Annotated in this window: 22 protein-coding genes; 8 read left to right on the top strand and 14 right to left on the bottom strand. The window is 66.0% G+C overall.

Annotated features, from left to right (window positions below; genetic code table 11):
* Positions 1-31 precede the first annotated feature (31 nt).
* Together AWC27_RS29285 and AWC27_RS29280 are read right to left on the bottom strand one after the other, a co-directional pair.
* A complete protein-coding gene (locus AWC27_RS29285; protein ID WP_169726892.1) occupies positions 32-1,024 on the bottom strand; it encodes a DMT family transporter in 993 nt (330 codons plus the stop codon).
* 331 nt (positions 1,025-1,355) lie between these two features.
* Positions 1,356-2,273 (bottom strand): DMT family transporter, encoded by a 918-nt coding sequence (locus AWC27_RS29280; protein WP_085674414.1) that lies wholly within the window; start codon positions 2,271-2,273, stop codon positions 1,356-1,358.
* A gap of 583 nt (positions 2,274-2,856) precedes the next feature.
* On the opposite strand from AWC27_RS29280, the gene AWC27_RS29275 reads away from it, so the two are divergent.
* Entirely contained in the window at positions 2,857-4,143 is a 1,287-nt protein-coding gene (locus AWC27_RS29275; protein WP_245847592.1) for a DUF349 domain-containing protein, read from the top strand.
* Here the strand turns inward: AWC27_RS29275 and AWC27_RS29270 are convergent.
* The 4 genes from AWC27_RS29270 to recA all read right to left on the bottom strand — a co-directional run bounded on the left by AWC27_RS29270 (position 4,140) and on the right by recA (position 7,870).
* The gene (locus AWC27_RS29270) at positions 4,140-4,733 is read right to left on the bottom strand and encodes an Rv2732c family membrane protein (RefSeq protein ID WP_139837302.1); all 594 of its coding nucleotides are present in this window, start codon (positions 4,731-4,733) and stop codon (positions 4,140-4,142) included. The two genes, AWC27_RS29275 and AWC27_RS29270, sit on opposite strands and share 4 nt — an antisense overlap.
* A complete protein-coding gene (miaB, locus tag AWC27_RS29265; protein WP_085674408.1) occupies positions 4,730-6,241 on the bottom strand; it encodes a tRNA (N6-isopentenyl adenosine(37)-C2)-methylthiotransferase MiaB in 1,512 nt (503 codons plus the stop codon). The genes AWC27_RS29270 and miaB overlap by 4 nt, the downstream gene beginning before the upstream one ends.
* A gap of 104 nt (positions 6,242-6,345) precedes the next feature.
* Positions 6,346-6,864 (bottom strand): recombination regulator RecX, encoded by a 519-nt coding sequence (gene recX / locus AWC27_RS29260; RefSeq protein WP_085674406.1) that lies wholly within the window; start codon positions 6,862-6,864, stop codon positions 6,346-6,348.
* Positions 6,830-7,870, bottom strand: coding sequence for a recombinase RecA (gene recA, locus AWC27_RS29255; RefSeq protein WP_085674404.1), 1,041 nt, complete (start codon positions 7,868-7,870; stop codon positions 6,830-6,832). Before recA ends, recX begins: the two co-directional genes overlap by 35 nt.
* 140 nt (positions 7,871-8,010) lie before the next feature.
* On the opposite strand from recA, the gene AWC27_RS29250 reads away from it, so the two are divergent.
* Positions 8,011-8,685 carry a (2Fe-2S)-binding protein gene (locus AWC27_RS29250; RefSeq protein WP_085674402.1) on the top strand — a complete coding sequence of 225 codons (675 nt, stop codon included), beginning with the start codon at positions 8,011-8,013 and terminating at the stop codon, positions 8,683-8,685.
* 86 nt (positions 8,686-8,771) lie between these two features.
* Here AWC27_RS29250 and AWC27_RS29245 read toward each other — a convergent pair whose 3' ends face one another.
* Both AWC27_RS29245 and AWC27_RS29240 read right to left on the bottom strand, forming a co-directional pair.
* Positions 8,772-8,966 (bottom strand): DUF3046 domain-containing protein, encoded by a 195-nt coding sequence (locus AWC27_RS29245; protein ID WP_425437535.1) that lies wholly within the window; start codon positions 8,964-8,966, stop codon positions 8,772-8,774.
* A gap of 22 nt (positions 8,967-8,988) precedes the next feature.
* Positions 8,989-10,155, bottom strand: a complete 1,167-nt coding sequence (locus tag AWC27_RS29240) for a glycosyltransferase (RefSeq protein ID WP_085674398.1) — start codon at positions 10,153-10,155, stop codon at positions 8,989-8,991.
* A gap of 41 nt (positions 10,156-10,196) precedes the next feature.
* Here AWC27_RS29240 and AWC27_RS29235 point away from each other — a divergent pair, with 41 nt between their 5' ends.
* A complete protein-coding gene (locus AWC27_RS29235) occupies positions 10,197-10,631 on the top strand; it encodes a limonene-1,2-epoxide hydrolase (protein ID WP_085674396.1) in 435 nt (144 codons plus the stop codon).
* 4 nt (positions 10,632-10,635) lie between these two features.
* Positions 10,636-11,028, top strand: a complete 393-nt coding sequence (locus tag AWC27_RS29230; protein WP_085674394.1) for a DUF5313 domain-containing protein — start codon at positions 10,636-10,638, stop codon at positions 11,026-11,028.
* 9 nt (positions 11,029-11,037) lie between these two features.
* Here the strand turns inward: AWC27_RS29230 and pspM are convergent, their stop codons facing one another.
* The 4 genes from pspM to pgsA all read right to left on the bottom strand — a co-directional run bounded on the left by pspM (position 11,038) and on the right by pgsA (position 13,811).
* Positions 11,038-11,850, bottom strand: a complete 813-nt coding sequence (gene pspM / locus AWC27_RS29225; protein WP_085674392.1) for a phage shock envelope stress response protein PspM — start codon at positions 11,848-11,850, stop codon at positions 11,038-11,040.
* Positions 11,851-11,867: 17 nt separating this feature from the next.
* Complete coding sequence (pspA, locus tag AWC27_RS29220) at positions 11,868-12,686, bottom strand: phage shock protein PspA (RefSeq protein ID WP_085674390.1); 819 nt, start codon at positions 12,684-12,686, stop codon at positions 11,868-11,870.
* Positions 12,687-12,815: 129 nt separating this feature from the next.
* Positions 12,816-13,130 carry a transcriptional regulator ClgR gene (gene clgR, locus AWC27_RS29215; protein ID WP_085674388.1) on the bottom strand — a complete coding sequence of 105 codons (315 nt, stop codon included), beginning with the start codon at positions 13,128-13,130 and terminating at the stop codon, positions 12,816-12,818.
* An 84-nt stretch (positions 13,131-13,214) separates the two neighbouring features.
* A complete protein-coding gene (gene pgsA / locus AWC27_RS29210; RefSeq protein ID WP_211281728.1) occupies positions 13,215-13,811 on the bottom strand; it encodes a CDP-diacylglycerol--glycerol-3-phosphate 3-phosphatidyltransferase in 597 nt (198 codons plus the stop codon).
* 59 nt (positions 13,812-13,870) lie between these two features.
* On the opposite strand from pgsA, the gene AWC27_RS29205 reads away from it, so the two are divergent.
* The gene (locus tag AWC27_RS29205; protein WP_085674611.1) at positions 13,871-14,386 is read left to right on the top strand and encodes an amino-acid N-acetyltransferase; all 516 of its coding nucleotides are present in this window, start codon (positions 13,871-13,873) and stop codon (positions 14,384-14,386) included.
* Positions 14,387-14,389: 3 nt separating this feature from the next.
* On the opposite strand, the gene AWC27_RS29200 is transcribed toward AWC27_RS29205, so the two are convergent.
* A complete protein-coding gene (locus tag AWC27_RS29200) occupies positions 14,390-16,933 on the bottom strand; it encodes an FtsK/SpoIIIE family DNA translocase (RefSeq protein WP_085674384.1) in 2,544 nt (847 codons plus the stop codon).
* 143 nt (positions 16,934-17,076) lie between these two features.
* Here AWC27_RS29200 and AWC27_RS29195 point away from each other — a divergent pair, with 143 nt between their 5' ends.
* Genes AWC27_RS29195 through AWC27_RS29185 form a run of 3 tightly spaced genes read left to right on the top strand, consistent with a single transcriptional unit; the run spans position 17,077 to position 19,081 of the window.
* The gene (locus AWC27_RS29195) at positions 17,077-17,391 is read left to right on the top strand and encodes a putative quinol monooxygenase (protein WP_085674383.1); all 315 of its coding nucleotides are present in this window, start codon (positions 17,077-17,079) and stop codon (positions 17,389-17,391) included.
* On the top strand, positions 17,388-18,206 hold the full coding sequence (locus AWC27_RS29190; RefSeq protein ID WP_139837300.1) for a mycofactocin-coupled SDR family oxidoreductase: 819 nt from the start codon (positions 17,388-17,390) through the stop codon (positions 18,204-18,206). The genes AWC27_RS29195 and AWC27_RS29190 overlap by 4 nt, the downstream gene beginning before the upstream one ends.
* Before the next feature lie 2 nt (positions 18,207-18,208).
* Entirely contained in the window at positions 18,209-19,081 is an 873-nt protein-coding gene (locus AWC27_RS29185; RefSeq protein WP_085674379.1) for an SAM-dependent methyltransferase, read from the top strand.
* Positions 19,082-19,104: 23 nt separating this feature from the next.
* Here the strand turns inward: AWC27_RS29185 and AWC27_RS29180 are convergent, their stop codons facing one another.
* Positions 19,105-20,781 (bottom strand): ribonuclease J, encoded by a 1,677-nt coding sequence (locus AWC27_RS29180; RefSeq protein ID WP_085674377.1) that lies wholly within the window; start codon positions 20,779-20,781, stop codon positions 19,105-19,107.
* Positions 20,782-20,784: the final 3 nt, after the last annotated feature.

The following is a 20,784-nucleotide window of genomic DNA, read 5'->3' as shown; positions in this document are numbered from 1 at the left end:
AACGTCTCCCCGATACGCAGTCAGCCGCTGATCAAGCCGAGGACGGCCGCCACACCGGGTCCCCTGCTACCACCGGCTCCGCGGCACCGCCGACGTCTCCGCCGGAGGAGGGTGGCGGGAGCCGCTTTGCGCGCTTGGCTTCGGCCCGGTCCTGGCCGGTGTCGGCGACTATGGTCGCAGCTTCGCCGCGGGCCAGTGCCACCGTCGCTGCGACCACCACCACGACGGCCGCGACCAGGACGAACGCCTCGGGGCCATCGGCTTGGAGCGACTCAGCGAGCACGGTTACCCCGAGAATGGTGGCCATCGCGGGCTTCACCACCGTCATCGTCGGCAGTGAGGCGGTCAGCGCACCGGCCCGAAACGCCGACTGCTGGAAGATCATCCCGGCCAGAGCCGCGAAGATCCACGGAATGAATTCCGGCGCGCGCACCGCCGCGCCCAGGCCGTCTTCGGCGACCTCGACGATTCCCTTGGTCAGCACGGCGAACAAAGCCAACGAGGAGCCCGCAACTATCGCCAACAGCACCGCCGCCACCGGGCGACCGGCCCACACCTTGGCCCCCACCACACACAACACCAATGCCGGACCCATCACCACGGCCACGATCAGCCAGGTGTTCAGTGACGCGCGCTGGTGGCCGGCTGTCGGGTCGCCGACGATGATGACCACGGCCAAAGCCCCGGCCAGCACCACGGCCCACATCCACTCCCAGCGTGTGATGCGGTGATGGGCGAACCTGGCGTAGATCGGCAGCGCGAAGAGCAGCGCCGTCACCTGTAGTGAAGTCACCAGCATCACCGACGCCCACGCCAGCGCGCAGGCCTGCAAGCTGTAATTGACAACGGCCATGACGCCGCCCATCCACCACCGCATGTCGCGCAGCGACATGCCGAACAGGGTGAGGTGACCCACCGGCTTGTCGGTGATCTCATGCGCGGAGCGTTGCCGTATCACGTCGCCGATCGCGGATGCCAGTGCCGCGAATAGGGCGATTATCGCGGCGATTTCAACCTTCGACATTGGCGACCCTCGATTCCCTGCGTCCCGCCAGCGTTCCCCCGCTGCAGCTGTCTATGCACCAATTATTCGCCGGCAGTTCACCGACCACTTTATGGCGCTGCGTACGGTCTCGATAGATATTTCCCCACCAACCTATGCGGCACCTGTAACGAGCTATGTAATAGCTGTGGGAAGCCTGGGCCCAAAACGGCACGCCACCAACGACCGGCCGACGCATAGCCTCCGAGTGCCCAACCCCCCGATTGAACCTGTTCCGCCACAGTACCGGGCAGCCGGCGGTTCCCGCTCGCCCGGCCCGGCGGTGATCCCGATTCGTTACCGCACCAGCGCGTTAGGCGGCAGGTTCAGCTAAGACACCGCGAGCGGGCCGGTGACTTCGGCCGTCGGGAGGCGGGGCCATCATCGCGGCCTCGTCGCGCGCCAGCGCCACGGTCGCGGCGACGACGACTATCACCGCGGCGGCCAGCGTCAACACCTGTCCCTCACCGGCGTGCACAACCTCGCCAAGCAGCGTGACGCCGAGCAGCGACGCAATCACCGGCCTGGCCACCGTTATCGTCGGCAACGAGGCCGTCAGCGCCCCAGCCCGCAACGACGATTGCTGCAGCATCAGCCCGATCGGCAGCACCACGACCCAGGCGTAAAACTCCGGCGCCCGAAACAGTGTCGCGAAGCCCGTTCCGAACTCAGCCATCACTCCCTTGGTCAGCACCGTGAACACCGCAAGCGCGGCGGCTGACGCAAGTGCCAACAGCACCGCGGACAAGGGACCCGAAGCGAACCGCGCCGCGACAACACAGACGACCAGCAGCGGAACCATCACCGCGGCGACCACGGCCCATGCCGGCCAGGGGGCCCGCGCGTGGCCGGCCGATGGATCGCCGGCCATCACGATCGTCGCGACCGCGCCGGCCAGCAATACCGCCCACATCCATTCCCTGGCCGTACACCGGTGGTGGGTGAGGCGAGCATCTATCGGCAGCGCAAACAGCAGCGCCGTGGCCTGCAGCGACTGGACCAGCACTACCGAGCCCATCGTCAGAGCGATGGCCTGCAGCGTGAAGCTGAACAGCGCCGCCAGGCTGCCCAGCCACCACTGCAGATGCCGCAGGGAGAGATGGAACAACGTGAAGTGTCCGACCGCTTCGGTGGTGACTTGCTGGGCGGACCGCTGTAAGACCACATATCCAATGCCGGCCATCAGCGCTGCGCCCAGTGCGAGCAACGTCGCGACCTCAACTTTGGCCATAGCTGATCTTCCTCCGACCGCCCACCGGGCGTAGTCGGGTAAACCTCGAGTTAAGCAGTTGTTCAATAATGACTCGTGTGCGCTGGTTCAGCATCACTACGGGCGTTTCTGCTAGAAAAGTTTGCTTCGCCCGCGGTGTCGCGCTTTGCCGTCGGATCCGCAGCCGAAAAATGCACCGGCGATAGCGCACGCAGTCTCTGAAGCCATCGAAGCGGCGAAGGTAGCAGCACGGGAACCTGCTAGCTGCTTGAATACTGTTGGAGCCGGTTGGCGGACCGATAGCGGGACGGGTCCGGCCAATCCATAGGTGCCGCTTCGCGCGGCAGGGGCGCGGGATATCGCCGCGCGAAGGGTAGGTGACGAGCGCATGACGGCTGACCAGACCAACAGCAGCGACTCATCCGGGCCAGTGCAGGGGCCGGTGTCAGGGCCCGCCTCAGAGTCAGGGCCCGCGTCAGAGTCAGTGCCCGCTCCAGAGCCAGTGCCCGCTCCAGAGCCAGTGCCCGCTGCAGAGCCTGGGCCCGCTCCAGAGCCTGGGCCCGCTGCAGAGCCTGGGCCCGCTGCGGGGCCCGTATCAGGGCCCATCCCACGCCCGGGACCGCGTCCCGGTCCGCGGCCGGTGCCACGCCCCTCCGCCCATCCGGTCGCAGCGCCCCGGGTCAGCGATCCGCACCGGTTCGGACGCGTCGACCACGACGGCACGGTGTGGCTGATCAGTTCGGCCGGCGAGCGCGTCATCGGCTCCTGGCAAGCTGGCGACCCCGAAGCCGCGTTCGCGCATTTCGGCCGCCGATTCGACGACCTCAGCACCGAGATCACCCTGATGGAAGAGCGGCTGGCTTCCGGGACCGGCGATGCCCGCAAGATCAAGGCCAATGCTCTGGCACTGGCCGAAACGCTGCCGACGGCGTGCGTGCTGGGCGATGTCGACTCGCTGGCCGCCCGGTTGAGCGGCTTGTGTGACCACGCCGATGCCATTGCGGCAGCGGATCGCTCCAAACGCGAAGAGCATCGAGCCGCCCAGACTGCACGCAAGGAAGCGCTGGCCGTCGAGGCCGAGGAGCTGGCCGCCGACTCGACCCAATGGAAGACGGCCGGTGACCGGCTTCGGGCAATCCTGGATGAGTGGAAGACGATCAGCGGTCTGGATCGCAAGGTCGACGACGCACTGTGGAAGCGCTATTCAGCGGCCCGGGACACCTTCAACCGGCGGCGCGGATCTCACTTCGCCGATTTGGACCGCGAGCGATCGGGCGTCCGGCAGTCCAAGGAACGGCTTTGCCGGCGGGCCGAAGAGCTGTCCGATTCGACCGACTGGACCGCCACCAGCGCGGAATTCCGCAAACTCCTGACCGAATGGAAGGCGGCTGGCCGCGCGAGCAGAGATGTCGACGACGCCCTGTGGCGCCGATTCAAGGCCGCGCAGGATGTGTTCTTCACGGCTCGTAACGCCGCCACAGCGGAGAAGGACGCCGAGTTGCGGGCCAACGCCGCCGCCAAAGAGGCGCTACTTGCCGAGGCGGAAAAGCTCGACACCAGCAATCACGACGCAGCCAGAGCTGCGCTGCGGTCGATTGCTGATAAGTGGGACGCGATCGGCAAGGTCCCCAGGGAAAGATCGGCCGACTTGGAACGGCGGCTGCGCGCGATTGAGAAGAAGGTCCGCGATGCCGGTGAGTCGGATTGGTCCGATCCGCAGGCCCAGGCCCGCGCCGAACAATTCCGCACCCGCGCCGAGCAATTCGAACAACAGGCCGCCAAGGCGGCCGCGGCCGGCCGGACCAAAGAGGCAGAGGAGGCCAGGGCTAACGCAGAACAGTGGCGACAGTGGGCCGAAGCTGCCGCCGACGCGCTGACTCGCCGGTCTTAGCGGCCGCCGTTGTCGTCGGTGGTAGGCAGGCCGTCCAGCAGCGTCATCGACTGTTGCTGCGCGACGATTCGCCGGCGCTGCTCCTCGGCCGCCAGCTGCACGATGGTGCGCTGCCAGACCACCCGCGCCCAGTGAAAGGTCAGCACCATCACGGTGATCCACGACACGATTAGGCCGAAGCCCGGGCCAGGATGACCCACCGCGACCGTTTGGCGCGACCACACTGCTAACAATCCGGTAGCGCTGGCCAGCGCCGAACCCGCCAGCGCTACCCAGGCCACCGCCCAGCGCCGAGTCGTCAGCGCCAGCATCGAGAAGCCAACGCCGAACAGCAGCGCCAGCCACTCGAAGACCCGCGAGGGCAGCGCCACCGCGGCCGCGGCCGCACCATGGGTGCCGAACAGCACGTCCCACCCGCGCACGCTTCCGGTGTGCGGCAACACAAACGATCCCAGCAGCACAAATACCAGGATTGCGACGACGAGAGCCCTTGCGCCGGGGTCGATCTCACGCGCCACGCGGCGCTCGGCGGCCTCAATTTCGCCGCGCAGGGCGGCGATGTGTTCGGTGTCGTGGTCGTTGCTCATCATGTACATCCTCCGGCGGTGTTGACGGGCTGTCCGACGCCGGGCATGCCCAGACCGACACCTCGCGGTCGCTGCCCGGCCGCGTACGCGTCGCCAGCTCGGGTGCGGCGGTGGGTCAGGATGCCGGCGTCGGCAATGAGATGGTGTGGCGCGGCGTCGGTGACCGCCACCGTGATGATATCGCCGGGACGCACCTTCTGGTCAGCGGCGAAGTGGACCAGTCGGCCGTCGCGGGCCCGCCCGCTCATGCGTGCGGAGCGAGTGTCCTTGCGTCCTTCGCCGGTGGCGACGAGCAGTTCGACTGCCTGCCCGACGACGGCTCTGTTGGCCTCCAGCGAGATCCGCTCCTGCAACTCGATCAATCGTTCATAGCGTTCCTGCACAACAGCTTTCGGCAGTTGCCCGTCGAGTATGGCCGCCGGCGTGCCCGGGCGCTGGGAGTATTGGAAGGTGAACGCGGCCGCGAACCGGGCCTGCGCCACCACGTCCAGGGTCGCCGAGAAGTCCTCCTCGGTCTCACCGGGAAATCCCACGATCAGATCGGTGGTGATGGCGGCGTGCGGCATAGCCGCCCGCACCCGGTCGATAATGCCGAGATACCGCTCGGCTCGGTAGGACCGTCGCATTGCGCGCAGCACCCGGTCCGATCCGGACTGCAGCGGCATGTGCAGGGCCGGGCAGACGTTGGGCGTCTGCGCCATCGCCTCGATGACGTCGTCGGTGAACTCCGCCGGGTGTGGCGAGGTGAATCGGACGCGCTCCAGCCCGTCTATGCGTCCGCAGGCTCGTAGCAGCTCGGCGAACGCGCCCCGGTCGCGCGGCAATGCGGGGTCGGCGAATGACACGCCGTAGGCGTTGACGTTCTGGCCGAGCAGGGTGACCTCGAGTACCCCTTCGTTCACCAATGACCGCACTTCGTCGAGGATGTCGTCCGGACAGCGGTCGACCTCTTTACCGCGCAGCGACGGCACTATGCAAAAGGTGCAGCTGTTGTTGCAGCCAACCGAAATGGAAACCCAAGCGGCATAGGCAGATTCACGCGCACTCGGCAGCGACGACGGAAACTGCTGCAGCGCTTCAGCGATTTCCACCTGGGCAGCCTTGTTGTGCCGGGCCCGGTCGAGCAGCGTGGGCAGCGAGCCGATGTTGTGGGTGCCGAAGACAACATCGACCCATGGCGCCCTGTGCAGCACTGCCTCGCGGTCTTTCTGTGCCAGGCAACCGCCGACGGCGATTTGCATCTCGGGATTGCTGCGTTTGCGCGGAGCCAGATGACTCAGGTTGCCGTACAGCTTGTTGTCGGCGTTCTCTCGGACGGCGCAGGTGTTGAAGACCACCACATCTGCGTCGGTGCCGTCAGCGGCCCGCTGATAGCCGGCGGCTTCCAGTAGGCCGGCGAGCCGCTCGGAGTCGTGGACGTTCATCTGGCAGCCGTAGGTGCGAACTTGATAGGTGCGCCCCAAAGCCGACGCCGCCGGGGCGGCAGAGTCTTGGGTCACCGTCGAAGTCACGGGCCCATGGTACGGCTGACCTGGGGCAGTCGATTAATCCGCAGCTAGTGGCGATCGCAAGCGCGGCGGAGCCGCGGGCCGCGGGTCGCCACCATCGCAGCTAGTCAGACCCGTCGCCGCTCCCGTTCGGCGGCCAGCTCGGCAATCACTACCTCACAGGCCACATTCTGGCTGTACCCGCGCCGCGCCAGCATCGCCACCAGCCGCCGGCTTACCTTCGCTTCGTCGCCCAGTGCCTCCCGTCGCAGTCTGACCCGTACCAGCTGCTCAGCTCGTGCCCGCTCAGCCCCAGCGTCGATCCCGCCCAGCACCGCGGTGATCACCTCGTCGTCGACGCCTTTGGTGTGCAATTCAGCAGCCAGCGCGCGTTTGCTCTTGCCAGCGTTTGCCCGTCGCGAGGACACCCACTGTTCGGCGAAGTCGGTGTCGTCAACCAAGCCGACGGCCGCGAGCCGATCGAGCACCCGATTCCTGATGTCGTCGGGGTATCCACGTTTTGCGAGTTGAGCTGCTAATTCGGCTCGGGTCCTCGATCTCGCGGTGAGCAGGCGCAGGCATAACGCCCGCGCCTGCTCGTCGCGGGACGGCTCAGAAGTCGACGGGGGCGGGCAGGACGCCGTCATCGGTTACCACCGCACCAATGCCGAGTTTTTCCTTGATCTTTTTCTCGATCTCGTTGGCCACATCGGCGTTCTCCATCAAGAAGTTGCGTGCGTTCTCCTTGCCCTGGCCGAGCTGCTCGCCCTCGTAGGTGAACCAGGCACCGGACTTACGGATGAAGCCCTGATCCACACCCATATCGATCAGCGAGCCCTCACGACTGATGCCTTTGCCGTAGAGAATGTCGAACTCGGCCTGCTTGAACGGCGGCGACACCTTGTTCTTGACGATCTTGACCCGGGTGCGGTTGCCGACCGCATTGGTGCCGTCTTTGAGCGTCTCGATCCGCCGCACATCCATGCGCACCGATGCGTAGAACTTCAGCGCCTTTCCACCTGTTGTCGTTTCCGGCGAGCCGAACATCACACCGATCTTGTCGCGGAGCTGGTTAATGAAGATCGCCGTGGTGCCCGAATTGTTCAGCGCACCAGTCATTTTCCGCAGCGCCTGGCTCATCAGCCGGGCCTGCAGCCCGACATGGCTGTCCCCCATCTCGCCTTCGAGTTCCGCGCGTGGCACCAATGCGGCCACCGAGTCGATGACCACGATGTCGAGCGCGCCCGAGCGGATCAACATGTCGGCGATCTCAAGCGCCTGTTCACCGGTGTCCGGCTGACTGACCAACAGCGAATCGGTGTCGACGCCGAGCCTTTTGGCGTATTCGGGGTCCAGCGCATGCTCGGCGTCGATGAACGCCGCGACACCGCCCGCGGCCTGGGCGTTAGCCACCGCATGCAGCGCCACGGTGGTCTTACCTGAGGATTCCGGGCCGTAGATCTCGATGACCCGGCCACGCGGCAGACCACCGATGCCCAGGGCAACATCCAGCGCGATGGATCCGGTCGGAATGACCGAAATGGGTTGACGCACCTCGTCACCGAGGCGCATCACCGATCCTTTGCCGTAACTCTTCTCGATCTGGGCCATTGCCAGTTCAAGAGCCTTCTCACGGTCCGGGGCTTGCGACATGGTGCCTCTCCTGTAGTCGGTGTTGATGACCGTTGTCGGTCGGTTGCTCGTGACACTAGGCGCGGGGTCCGACAAGTTTGTCCGGACGCTTCCCACAGTAGCCGAACATCTGTTCGACTCAAGTTCGACACGCCGCGGATGTGGCAATATCAGCTATCCAAGAACACCGTGACATCTCCCTAGAACTCTCCGAAATCGCCTCTTATGGAGGCTTTTTCGCGCTAGCCGTTGGCGGGGAGGCGACCGGCTGGCATCCCGTCGACCAGTCTTATCGCAAGGGGTTTACCGATCTCATCGACGCCACCGTCGAGCGGTACCGCACGACGGAGCGGCGAATCGGCGCCTCACTGGTACACCTCGGCCATGCCGCTCGACTGTGGTCGCCGGTTCTCGCCAGCGCCCTGGGTTACGGCGTTATACCTGATCTGACCTACCTGCAGCGCGCCGACGACGGAGCCCGGCTGCGCCTGCCTGAACCCGTCGGAAAACCCGTCTCCCCTTCGTCCGAACTTTTGTATCGCGTCGTCATTGAAGACCACATGGACCCACTGGCGGCTGGACTGCGCGTCAAACTGGCGCCCGGCCTGCTCTCCGGCAATATCGCGTCGGCGCTTGTCGGAACGGCCCGAATGCTGCTTGCGGCGCGACCCGACTTGCGCGAGCAAGTCGTCGAAACCACCAATAACCTCTTGAGTACCGGCGCTCTGGCCGGCACCGGCGTGCTCAGCGGTTCAAATCTGGACTACACGCGTCGCAGCTGCTGCCTTCTTTACCGCATCCCCGGCGCGGGCACCTGCGGCGACTGCCCGCTCTAGTGTGAATCGTTGGCTTCGAATGTGCCTTCAGGGTTGCAACACAGCACAGCCGGCCGCCCTGGTTACCCACACGATGCGCGCGCACCTCACCACTGGTCGCGGGGAACGTCGAAGTCGGCGCACAGCGCGTGCCAGACATCGCGGGGGTCGACACCCGCCTCGATCGCCTGGGCGGCGGTGCGGCCGCCAAAGCCGCTCAGCACGTGATCGACCAGTACCGATGAGCCATACGCGGCGCCGAACCGCAGAACCACCCGCTCGTTGAACTCCGTCAGCCGCACGCCAGCCAACATACCCAGCCGGCTAGCCCGCTAACGCCAGCGCTTCGTGACACACCCGCACCGGGTCGGCGACACCGGCGATGCTGGCCGCCGCTCGCTGCGCCGCCTCGCGGTACGTCGGCGACGACAGCACCTCGCAAACCGAGGACACCAGCGCCCCGGCAGTCAGCGGACGGATCAACCGCGCACTCCCCTGGCGCACCACCCGGTTGGCCATCTCCCATTGATCCCCGCCGCCGGGAACCACGACCAATGGCACACCCGCGAGCAGCGTCTTGGCCACCATCCCATGTCCGCCACCGCAGATCACCACGTCAGCGTGCGTCAACAGCTCGGCCTGACGGCCCAGCCCAACCACGGCCCAAGGCGGCACCGTCAGCTCCGCTCCGCCCAGCCGCGAAACCACCAGACGCGATCCCGCCGGCAGCGTGTCCCCTGGAGTGAGGCTCTGAAGCGCGAGCTCGGTCAGGCCGGCGGTCCCGGTGTGGGCCGTGGACGGCGCGACGACCACCACCGGCCCTGGGCCAGGCGGGATCTCCAAGACGCGGTCGGTCGGCTCGAAGTGCAGCGGGCCCACCACGACGGCCTCGTCCGGCCAGTCCGGCCGTGGCACCTCCAGCGCGGGCAGCGTAGCGATCAGCCGCCGCAGCGGCCCGGGGTCGCGGGCTGATAATCCGATCTCGGTCCGCGCGTCCGCGCGTTGTCGCAGACCCGCACGCCAAGACCGCGCCGTCAGGCCGCGCATCACGGTGTCGCGCAGCTTGCCGCGAAAGCCTGTGCCCGGCGCCAGTCCACTGCCGATCGGCGGCAGCCCCTTCGACGGCAGGTACAGCGGATGGGGATTGAGTTCAATCCACGGGATTCCGAGCAGCTCGGCAGCCATGCCGCCGCCGGCGGTGATCACATCGGAAACCACCAGATCTGGCGCTAATTCGCGCAGCGCCGGCACATTGAGCACCGCCATCCGCGCCGCGCGACGGTGGATCCGGGCTCCGGCGTCCAGATCCTGGTCGGTCGCCACCAGGCCATCCAGCTCCACCGCATCCACACCGGCGGCCCGGGCCGCTTCCAGCCATTCCACCCCGGTGAGCAACGTCGGCGTATCGCCGGCTGCACAGAAGCGCTGGCACAGTGCGATCGCGGGAAACGAGTGGCCGGGGTCCGGCCCGGCAACCACGGCGACACGCATCCGCCTTACCCTGCCACAGCGCTGTACGTAGGCTGGCAGGCATGACCGAGCTGACCCAACAGGCAGGCACCGACAACATCCGCACGGTCGAGGGCTTCCTCAATGCCCTGCAGGACGAGGACTTCGACACCATCGATGCGTTATTCGACGACAATCTCGTGTACGAGAACGTCGGATATTCCAGGATCCGGGGTGGCCGGCGAACGGCGGCGCTGCTGCGCAGGATGCAGGGCCGGATCGGCTTCGAGGTCAAGATTCACCGCATATCCGCCGACGGCGCCGCAGTGCTCACCGAACGCACCGACGCGCTGATCTTCGGACCGCTGCGAATTCAGTTCTGGGCCTGCGGCATCTTCGAGGTGCGCGATGGACGGATTACGCTGTGGCGCGATTACGTTGATGCTTACGACATGTTCAAGGGGCTCCTGCGCGGTCTGGCCGGGCTGGTGATCCCATCACTGAAAGCGACGCTGTAGACCGATGAGCGACGTACGCACCAAACCGAATGCGCTGGAATACATCCGCTACTGCTACGGCAAGCGGCTGCCCGACTCGATGCGCGATTGGGTGCGCCGGGATCTCACGGATAAGGGTGCCGCCGGCCGGATGATGCTGCGGGTCGCGGTGCCGGCGGTGCTGGTGCTCGCGCCATTCTGGCTGATTCCGACGACGCTGGACGTCCATCTGAGCATGACGCTGCCGATCCTCATCCCGTTCGTCTACTTCTCGCATGCGCTCAACAAGATATGGCGCCAGCACATGCTGCGTGTGCACGGCCTGGATCCCGCGCTCGTCGACGAGCGCGCCCGGAAACGCGACGCCCACATCCATCAGGCATACATCGACCGTTACGGGCCGCGAACACCCAACTAGCAAGCGCGACTAGCGGCGCTGCAGTCCACCGAGTTCATCGAACGCCTGCGCCCATCCGGTCAGCCGATCGGTGGCGTCGACCAGCTCGGCGCGGTAGCGCTGCCGGGACAGCGCCGCGCCGCCGTCGCCGCTTGCAGACGACACCAATTGCGCTGCGGCAGTAACCATTTCGTTGTACTGCCGGACACCTGCGCCCAATTGCGCGGTATAGGCGTTGATCGTCGGCACCAGATACTCGCGCGATGAAGCAGAGTGCTGCGCGGCCCGTTCCATCGACACCACTTCGGCCGCGGTGGCTCCCATGGCCGCCGACGTCCGTTTGGCCGCATCAGACAAGTCCTGGATTTCATCCCTAGGCAACATCGCGCCGCGCTCTATCACACCCAGCAACGAGAAGAACCCGCGTTCGGAAGCGCCCAACGCCGACATCGCCGACCGGGCTGCCGAACCGGGCGGAGGTAGCCGGCGGACGCTGGCCGGCCGCTGGGCCGGCAACGGCTCTGCTTTCAGCCCGTAGTAGCGGAAGAACAGCAGCGTCGCGGGAATCACCTGAACGACCGCGATAGCTCCGGTGACCTGCAGCAGCAACGCAAACCAGCCCCAGGCGGCCAGCCCGGCCGTGACCAGAGCCCAAAATAGGCAGCCGGCGGTAAAAATCCAGGCCCACCGCAGCGCGCGGCGGCGCCGCCGCAGCAGGCGCGCCCGTGGATCGGACGCGGCGGTGATCTTCTGGGCCACCAGGTCGGACAGGTCGGCGGCGGTATCAAGTCCACGCTGCAGCACGGCACGCAATGGGCCGCGCTGACCTGACTTCACCACCATTTGCAAACCGTCCCCTGTTACTGACCGAACGGTTTCTCGGCAACCCCGCCGGTCTCGGTCGCCGGCGTGGCCGGCGTGGCCCCGGGAGTGGCGGCACCGCCAGCGGGCAGCGCCTCACCGCGCATCGACGCCCGGATTTGCTCCAGCCGGGAATGCCCGGCCATCTGCACGCCGGCCTGTTGCACCTCCATCATGCGGCCCTGCACCGAACTCTGCGCCAGCTCCGCCTGCCCCAGCGCGTTGGCGTACCGGCGTTCGATCTTGTCGCGTACTTCGTCCAGGGTCGGTGTATTGCCCGGCGCGGCAAGCTCACTCATCGACCGCAGTGAAGCGCTGACCTGTTCCTGCATCTTGGCCTGCTCGAGCTGGCTGAGCAGCTTGGTGCGCTCGGCGATCTTCTGCTGCAGCACCATGGCGTTCTGCTCGACGGCCTTCTTGGCCTGCGCCGCCGCTTGCAGTGCCTGGTCGTGCAGCGTCTTGAGGTCTTCGACGCTTTGTTCGGCGGTCACCAGCTGGGCGGCGAACGCTTCGGCAGCGTTGTTGTACTCGGTGGCCTTGGCCGCGTCTCCAGCGGCGGTGGCCTGGTCTACCAACGTGAGGGCCTGACGCACGTTGACCTGAAGCTTTTCGATGTCGGCCAGCTGCCGGTTGAGGCGCATCTCCAGCTGGCGCTGGTTGCCGATCACTTGTGCGGCCTGTTGGGTCAGGGCCTGATGGGTCCGTTGTGCTTCCTCGATGGCCTGCTGAATCTGGACTTTGGGGTCGGCGCGCTCGTCAATCTTTGAGTTGAACAGCGCCATGAGGTACTTCCACGCTTTGACGAACGGATTGGCCATCAGTTAGCTCCGCCTTCGCTTCTTGTGTGCCGGATGGGCGCATACCCTCTGCCGCTCAATTTAACGGTTCAGCGCGCGTCGCCCCACTCATGGTGCGTATCTCGTCGACCCAGGCGAGTCACCGGACAGTCAGGCTACCGCCAGAGACACCACCGGGGGGATGACCACCTTGGTGCTGGCATCGATGTTCGTGCCACTGTCGGCTCGCTCCGCACGGCCCAGCCGTTCCGCGGCGTCGGTGAGCACCTGCGACAACGGCACCCGCAGGGCGTCGCATATCGCGTTCAGCAGCTCGCTCGAAGGCTCCTTGCGGCCCCGCTCCACTTCCGACAGGTACCCGAGGCTTACCCGCGCTGAATCCGACACCTCACGCAGGGTCCGGCCCTGGGAAGTTCTGGCTCCGCGCAGCACATCACCGATCACCTCGCGCACCAATGCCGCCATCGTGGTCTCCTTCGTCCGGTCACGCCTGTTCGGCAGCCAACGTCAGGTCAACGCCGACGGCGGTGGCGTTGGTTCCCGGCCGATCTAAGATTCGCGGTTGGCGCGGCTGACTTCTCTGACCGTCGATGCGACATAGTCGACACCGGTCACCACCGTCAGTACGACGGCGAGGGCCATGATCACCTCGGCACCGATATGCAGCGGCCCCGGAAGCGGCAGTACGAACAAACCGATCGCCACCGCCTGGACCACGGTCTTGAGTTTGCCGCCCCAACTGGCCGGAATGACACCGCGGCGAATCACTGCCAGCCGTAGCACCGTCACACCGAGTTCGCGGCTCAGGATCAGCAGCGTCACCCACCAGGGCAAGTCCCCCAGCATCGACAACCCGATCAGCGCCGCCCCAATCAGCGTCTTATCCGCAACGGGATCTATAAAGGCGCCGAATTCGGTGGCCATTCCATAGTTGCGCGCCAGTAGGCCGTCGAATCGATCGGTAATGCAGGCGGCGGCGAATATCGCCCACGCCACCACACGGGCCGAGGAGTGGTGACCGCCGTCATAGAACAGGGCCAGCAGGAAAATCGGGACCATCACCAAGCGCAGCAGGGTGAGGATATTGGCCAGATTGGCAATACGCGCGGGGCCGATCACCGGAGGTGTTTCTGGCTGCGCCGACACGGCAACAGAATAACGGGTTGACCAGCTTATGTAAGCCCCGATGTCGATACTGTTGCCAGGTGAGCGAAAGTCCACGGGATTTACGGCCGGCGGTCCGGCGGGCCCGGACATCCGATGTGCCCGCAATCAAACAACTCGTCGACACCTATGCGGGAAAGATTCTGCTCGAAAAGAATCTCGTGACCCTCTATGAAGCCATCCAGGAATTCTGGGTCGCCGAACTCGATGGCAACGTTGTCGGGTGCGGAGCATTGCACGTGCTGTGGTCCGATCTCGGCGAAATCCGCACGGTCGCAGTCGATCCCGCGGTGACCGGCCACGGCATCGGCCACGCGATAGTCAACAGGCTTCTCGAAGTCGCCCGTGAGCTGGAACTGCAGCGGCTTTTCGTGTTGACCTTCGAGACCGAGTTCTTCGGCCGGCACGGGTTCACCGAGATCGAGGGCACCCCCGTCACGGCCGAGGTTTTCGAAGAGATGTGCCGCTCCTATGACATCGGCGTCGCCGAATTCCTCGACCTGAGCTACGTCAAGCCGAACATCCTGGGCAACTCGCGGATGCTGCTGGTGCTCTAGCGGTCAGTCGTCCTCGTCGGATCCGTCCGCGTTGGCCCCGCCCCGGATCAACGCCAGCGTCCCGGCCAGCTCGTCCGGCTTGATGAGGACCTCACGCGCCTTGGAACCTTCGCTCGGCCCGACGATGCCGCGGGTTTCCATCAGGTCCATCAGCCGGCCCGCCTTTGCGAAGCCGACCCGCAGCTTGCGCTGCAGCATCGACGTCGAGCCGAACTGGCTGGACACCACCAGCTCCACGGCTTGCAGGAAGACATCCATGTCATCGCCGATATCGGGGTCGACGTCGGTGCGTTCGCCGTTGGGTTTGGCCGTGGTGACGCCCTCGGTGTATTCGGGTTCGGCCTGGTCCTTGCAGGCGGCGACGACGGCCTGGATCTCCTCGTCGGTGATGTAGGCGCCCTGCAGCCGGATCGGTTTGCTCGCGCCCATCGGCAGGAACAGGCCGTCGCCCATGCCGATCAGCTTCTCGGCGCCGGCCTGGTCCAGGATGACGCGGCTGTCGGTCAGCGACGACGTCGCGAACGCCAGTCGCGACGGCACGTTGGTCTTGATCAGGCCGGTGACCACGTCGACCGAGGGCCGCTGGGTGGCCAGGACGAGGTGGATGCCGGCCGCCCGAGCCTTCTGGGTGATCCGCACGATCGCGTCCTCGACGTCGCGCGGGGCGGTCATCATCAGGTCGGCGAGCTCGTCGACGATCGCAACCACGTAGGGGTACGGCCGGTACACGCGCTGGCTGCCCAGCGGCGCGGTGATTTCGCCCGAGCGCACCTTGGCGTTGAAGTCGTCGATGTGGCGCACCCGGGATGCCTGCATGTCCTGGTAGCGCTGCTCCATCTCGTCGACCAGCCAGGCCAGCGCCGCGGCCGCCTTCTTCGGCTGGGTGATGATCGGCGTAATCAGGTGCGGAATGCCTTCGTACGGCGTCAATTCCACCATCTTCGGGTCGATCAGGATCATCCTGACCTCTTCCGGGGTGGCCCGGGTCAGCAGCGAGATCAGCATGGAGTTGACGAAGCTCGACTTGCCCGATCCGGTGGACCCGGCCACCAGCAGGTGCGGCATCTTGGCGAGGTTGGCCGAGATGAAGTCACCCTCGATGTCCTTGCCCAGGCCGATCACCAGGGGGTGATGGTCGCGCCGGGTGGACGGCGCGGTCAGCACGTCGGCCAGCCGCACCATCTCCCGGTCGGTGTTGGGCACCTCGATGCCGACGGCCGATTTGCCCGGAATGGGGGCCAGCATGCGCACGCTTTCGGTGGCCACGGCGTAGGCGATGTTCTTTTGCAGCGCGGTGATCTTCTCCACCTTCACGCCGGGCCCCAGCTCGACCTCGTAGCGGGTCACGGTGGGTCCGCGGGTGCAGCCGGTGACTGCCGCGTCGACCTTGAACTGGGTCAGCACCTCACCGATGGCACCGGCCATGTGGGTGTTCGCGGCGCTGCGCTTCTTGGGCGGATCGCCGGCGACCAGCAGGTCCATCGACGGCAGCGTGTAGGGCCCCTCGACGACCCGGTCCAGGGGTTGGGTGTCCTGCTTCTTGGCGGCGCGTTTGCGGGTTCGTGGTTCCGGTATGGTCGGCGCGTCATCCACCAGCTCGGCGGCCTCTTGCGCCGACGGCCAGGCCTGTGGCCCGTCACCGGAATCGAGCGGAGCCTCGTCGTAGTAGCCGTCGGAGAAGTCTTCGCGCGCGACCTCCACGGTGTCGGCGTCATCGCCGGGAAAGTCGCCCTCGAACTCGTCGGCGTGGTCCTGGTAATCCTCGTAATCGTCGTCGTAGTCACGCTGGAAAAGTCGCGTGCCGAACATGCCGCGCAGCGCGTCGGGCACCTCGCGGATGGTGATCCCGGTCAGCAACAGCAACCCGAACAGTGCGCCGATGAACAACAGCGGTGCCGCAATCCAGGCGGTCAAACCGTCGGAGAGCGGCCCGCCGATGGCGAACCCGATGAATCCGGCTGCGCGCCGGCGCAATTCGGGCGATTCGGGTGAACCAGCCCACAGGTGGCGCAGGCCGAGGACCGACAGCGCAATCAGGCTGGCGCCCAGAATCAGCCGCGGCCGCGCCTCGGGATTGGGTTCGGTTCGCATCAGCGCGACTGCCATCCCGGCAGCGACCAGTGGCAGCAACACGACAGCTGAACCGATGAAGGTTCGGAGCACCATATCGACCCAGGCGCCGACCGGCCGGGCCGCATCGAACCACGAGCTCGCGGCGACGACGACGGCAATTCCCAGCAGAACCAGTGCGATCCCGTCACGGCGGTGCCCGGGCTCGATGTCGCGGGCTCGACCGATTGACCGCGCCGCGCCACCGGTGCCCTTGGCCGCCATCATCCAGGTGGCCCGCATAGCGCGGCCGCAGGTAAGCCCAGCCACAACCAAAAGGGACTGATTACGCCGCTTGGCCGGCCGGCTGGGACGCCGGACGGGCTGAGCCGGGCGCTTCCTGGGTGTGCTCGATCGCCCACTTCGGGATGTCCCCCGCGAAGCGGCCTTTGACCTGCTCGTTCGAGTTCCGGAGCGCGCGACGGTCTTACTAGCCATGCCCGCAAGCCTAGTCGCAAATACAACATCTGCACCATCCGCCACACTGGTAACGATGGTGTGCTCGCCTCGTTATGCAAATGCCTGAGTAGGGTGACAAGCGGTTAGCAAAAGTCACCGCGGAATTCCCAGGAGGCCCTCGCATGCCTGTCGTTGTCGTCGCCACCCTGACCGTCAAACCGCAATCAGTCGAGACCGTCCGCGACATCCTGACCACCGCGGTCGAAGAGGTGCACGGCGAACCCGGCTGTCAGCTGTACTCGCTGCACCAATCGGGCGAGACCTTCGTTTTCGTCGAGCAGTGGGCCGACGAGGAAGCGCTGAAGGCCCACAGCACCGCCCCTGCCGTCGCCAAGATGTTCACCGCGGCCGGTGAGCACCTGGCCGGACAACCCGACATCAAGATGCTGCAACCGATTCCGGCCGGAGAACCCAGCAAAGGACAGCTTCGCCCCTGATGGGCCCGCCGCTGGAAGGCAAGACTGCCTTCATCACCGGTGCCGCGCGGGGCCAGGGCCGCGCCTACGCGGTGCGATTGGCCGCCGACGGTGCCGACATCATTGCGCTCGACTTGTGCGCTCAGATCGCTAGCGTGCCGTATCCGCTGGGCACCGCTGCCGAGCTTGCCGAGACGGTGAAGCTGGTCGAGGAGACCGGCGCGCGGATCGTGGCCCGGCAGGGCGACGTCCGCGATCGCGACTCGTTGTCGGCCGCCGTACAGGCCGGCGTCGACGAGTTCGGCCGCCTCGACATTGTCGTGGCCAATGCCGGTATCGCACCCATGCAATCGGCCGACGCCTGGCATGACGTCATAGACGTCAACCTGACCGGCGTCTACCACACCATCGAGGTAGCGAAACCGACAATGATCGAGCAGGGCAGCGGCGGGGCGATCGTATTGATCAGTTCGGCCGCGGGGCTGGTCGGCATCGGCAGCTCCGACGCCGGCTCGATCGGCTACACCGCCGCCAAGCACGGCCTGGTCGGGTTGGTACGGCTCTACGCCAATCTCCTTGCGCCCCACAATATCCGGGTCAACTCCGTACATCCGTCGGGCGTCGATACGCCGATGATCAACAACGAGTTCACCAGGCAGTGGCTTACCGAGATGAGCGCGCGGGGAGAGGCTCATGGCGCGGGCAACGCTCTGCCGGTGCAGATCCTGCAGGCCGATGACATCGCTGACGCCGTGGCGTGGCTGGTGTCCGATCAAGCGCGCTACATCACCGGCGTTACCCTGCCCGTTGATGCGGGCTGTGTGAACAGGCGCTGACCATGGCACGAAATCCCGCGGCCCAGACCGCTTTTGGCCCGATGGTGTTGGCGGCCGTCGAACAAAATGAGCCGCCGGACCGGCGGTTGCTGGAAGACGACATGGCCGACTTGTTCCTGCCGGCGCCGTTACGACTGCTGGTCGCTATGACACGCGCGGCCCCGGTGCGCCGCCTGCTCATCGCAGCCTCGGAGTGGACCGGACGCGGGCTGTGGGCAAATCTGGCCTGCCGCAAGCGGTTTATCGACGACAAGCTGGCCGAGGCGCTCGACGACATCGACGCCGTAGTCGTTCTGGGCGCCGGATTGGACACCCGCGCTTATCGCCTGACCCGGCAGGTCCGCGTCCCGGTCTTCGAGGTAGACCTGCCGGTCAACATCGCCCGCAAGGCCAAGACGGTGCGACGGGTGCTGGGCGAGTTACCGCTGTCGGTCCGGTTGGTGGCAGTGGATTTCGAGCGTGATGACCTGCTGACGGCGCTGGCAGAGCACGGCTATCAGACCGACTACCGGGTCTTTTTCATCTGGGAGGGCGTCACTCAGTACCTCACCGAGCGTGGCGTTCGGCGGATCTTGGAGGGGCTGCGCGCGGTCGCGCCGGGCAGTCGCATGGTGTTCACCTACGTCCGCAAGGACTTCATTGACGGCAAGAATCGGTACGGTACCCGGACCCTGTACCGCTCGGTCCGGCAGCGACGGCAACTGTGGCACTTCGGGTTAGCGCCCGAAGGTGTGGCGGAGTTCGTCGCCGACTACGGCTGGCAGCTGGTGGAACAGGCCGGCCCCGACGAGCTTGTAGACCGCTATGTCGGGCCGGCCGGGCGCAAACTCAAAGCGTCACAGATCGAGTGGTCGGCGTATACGAAGAAGACTTAATTTCGATGACCGGGGACCCGCTTCTAGACCTCGATGACCGTCGGCACGATCATCGGTTGGCGGCGGTAGGTCTCGCCCACCCATTTGCCCACGGTGCGCCGCACCCCCTGAGCGATCCGGATCGGATCGACGACATTGTCGGCGACCAACTGTTCCAGCTCGGCCTCGACCTTGCGCACGACGGGCTCCAGGGCTTTGGGGTCCTCGGAGAACCCACGCGAATGCAGGAGCGGCGCGGCCACCGCCTTGCCGGTGCCGCGCTTGACCACCACTGTCACCGCGACAAAGCCCGAAGCCAGGATGAGCCGCTCGCCCAGAGTGATATCGCCGACGTCGCCGGTGATCAGTCCGTCGACGAACATCTTGCCCACCGGCACCGCACCGGCGATCGACGCTTTACCGGCGACCAGATCTACACTGACGCCATTCTCGGCCAACATGATTGACTCCACCGGCACCCCGGTACTGGCGGCCAGCTTTGCATTGGCCCGCAGGTGCCGCCAGGTCCCATGCACCGGCATGACGTGACGCGGCCGCACGCCGTTGTACAGGAACAACAGTTCACCGGCGTACGCGTGACCTGAAACATGCACCCGCGCTTGGGCATTGGTGACAACTCTGGCCCCGATTTTGGCCAGCGAGTCGATGACGCCGTAGACGGCTTCCTCGTTGCCCGGGATCAGTGACGACGACAAGATGATCAGATCGCCCGCGGTCAGGGTAATGCTGCGATGTTCGCCGCGCGACATCCGCGACAGCGCCGACATCGGTTCGCCCTGGGTGCCGGTGGTGATCAGCACCACCTTCTCGGGCGCCATCATCTCGGCCGCGGCGATGTCGATCAGATCGGAATCGCCCACCCGCAGGAAGCCCAGCTCCCGCGCAATGCCCATGTTACGCACCATGGATCGCCCGACGAACGACACCCGCCGGCCCAATGCCACTGCGGCGTCGATGATCTGCTGTACCCGGTCGACGTTGGAGGCGAAGCACGCCACAATGACCCGCCCGTCGGCACCCCGGATCAGCCGGTGCAGGGTCGGGCCCACTTCGCTTTCGGACGGCCCGACCCCGGGATGTTCGGCGTTGGTCGAGTCGCACAGAAACAGGTCCACGCCGGCGTCACCGAGCCGGGACATGCCGGGCAGGTCGGTGGGGCGGCCGTCCAGCGGTAATTGGTCGAGCTTTATGTCCCCGGTGTGCAGGACAGTCCCCGCACCGGTGTAGATGGCGATTGCCAGCGCGTCCGGGATGGAGTGGTTGACCGCGAAGTATTCACACTCGAACACGCCGTGACGGCTGCTCTGGCCCTCTTTGACTTCGACGAACACCGGCTTGATGCGGTGCTCACGGCATTTGGCGGCGACCAGCGCCAGGGTGAACTTGGAGCCGACGACCGGAATGTCGGGCCGCAATTTGAGCAGGAACGGGATCGCGCCGATGTGGTCCTCGTGCGCGTGGGTCAACACCAGCGCCTCGATGTCGTCGAGCCGATCTTCGATGTGGCGGATATCCGGCAGGATCAGGTCGACACTCGGCTCGTCGTGGGTGGGGAACATCACCCCGCAGTCGATGAGCAGCAGCCGGCCCAGGTGCTCGAAAACCGTCATGTTGCGGCCGATTTCGCTGATGCCGCCCAACGCGGTAACCCGCAACCCGCCCGGGGCCAAAAGACCTGGTGGGGCGAGTTCTTCGTTCACCTG

This window comes from Mycobacterium szulgai (genome assembly GCF_002116635.1).
Classification (GTDB): Bacteria; Actinomycetota; Actinomycetes; order Mycobacteriales; family Mycobacteriaceae; genus Mycobacterium; species Mycobacterium szulgai.
Note: the sequence above shows the minus strand (reverse complement) of the source record. Positions and strands in the feature narration are given on the sequence as shown.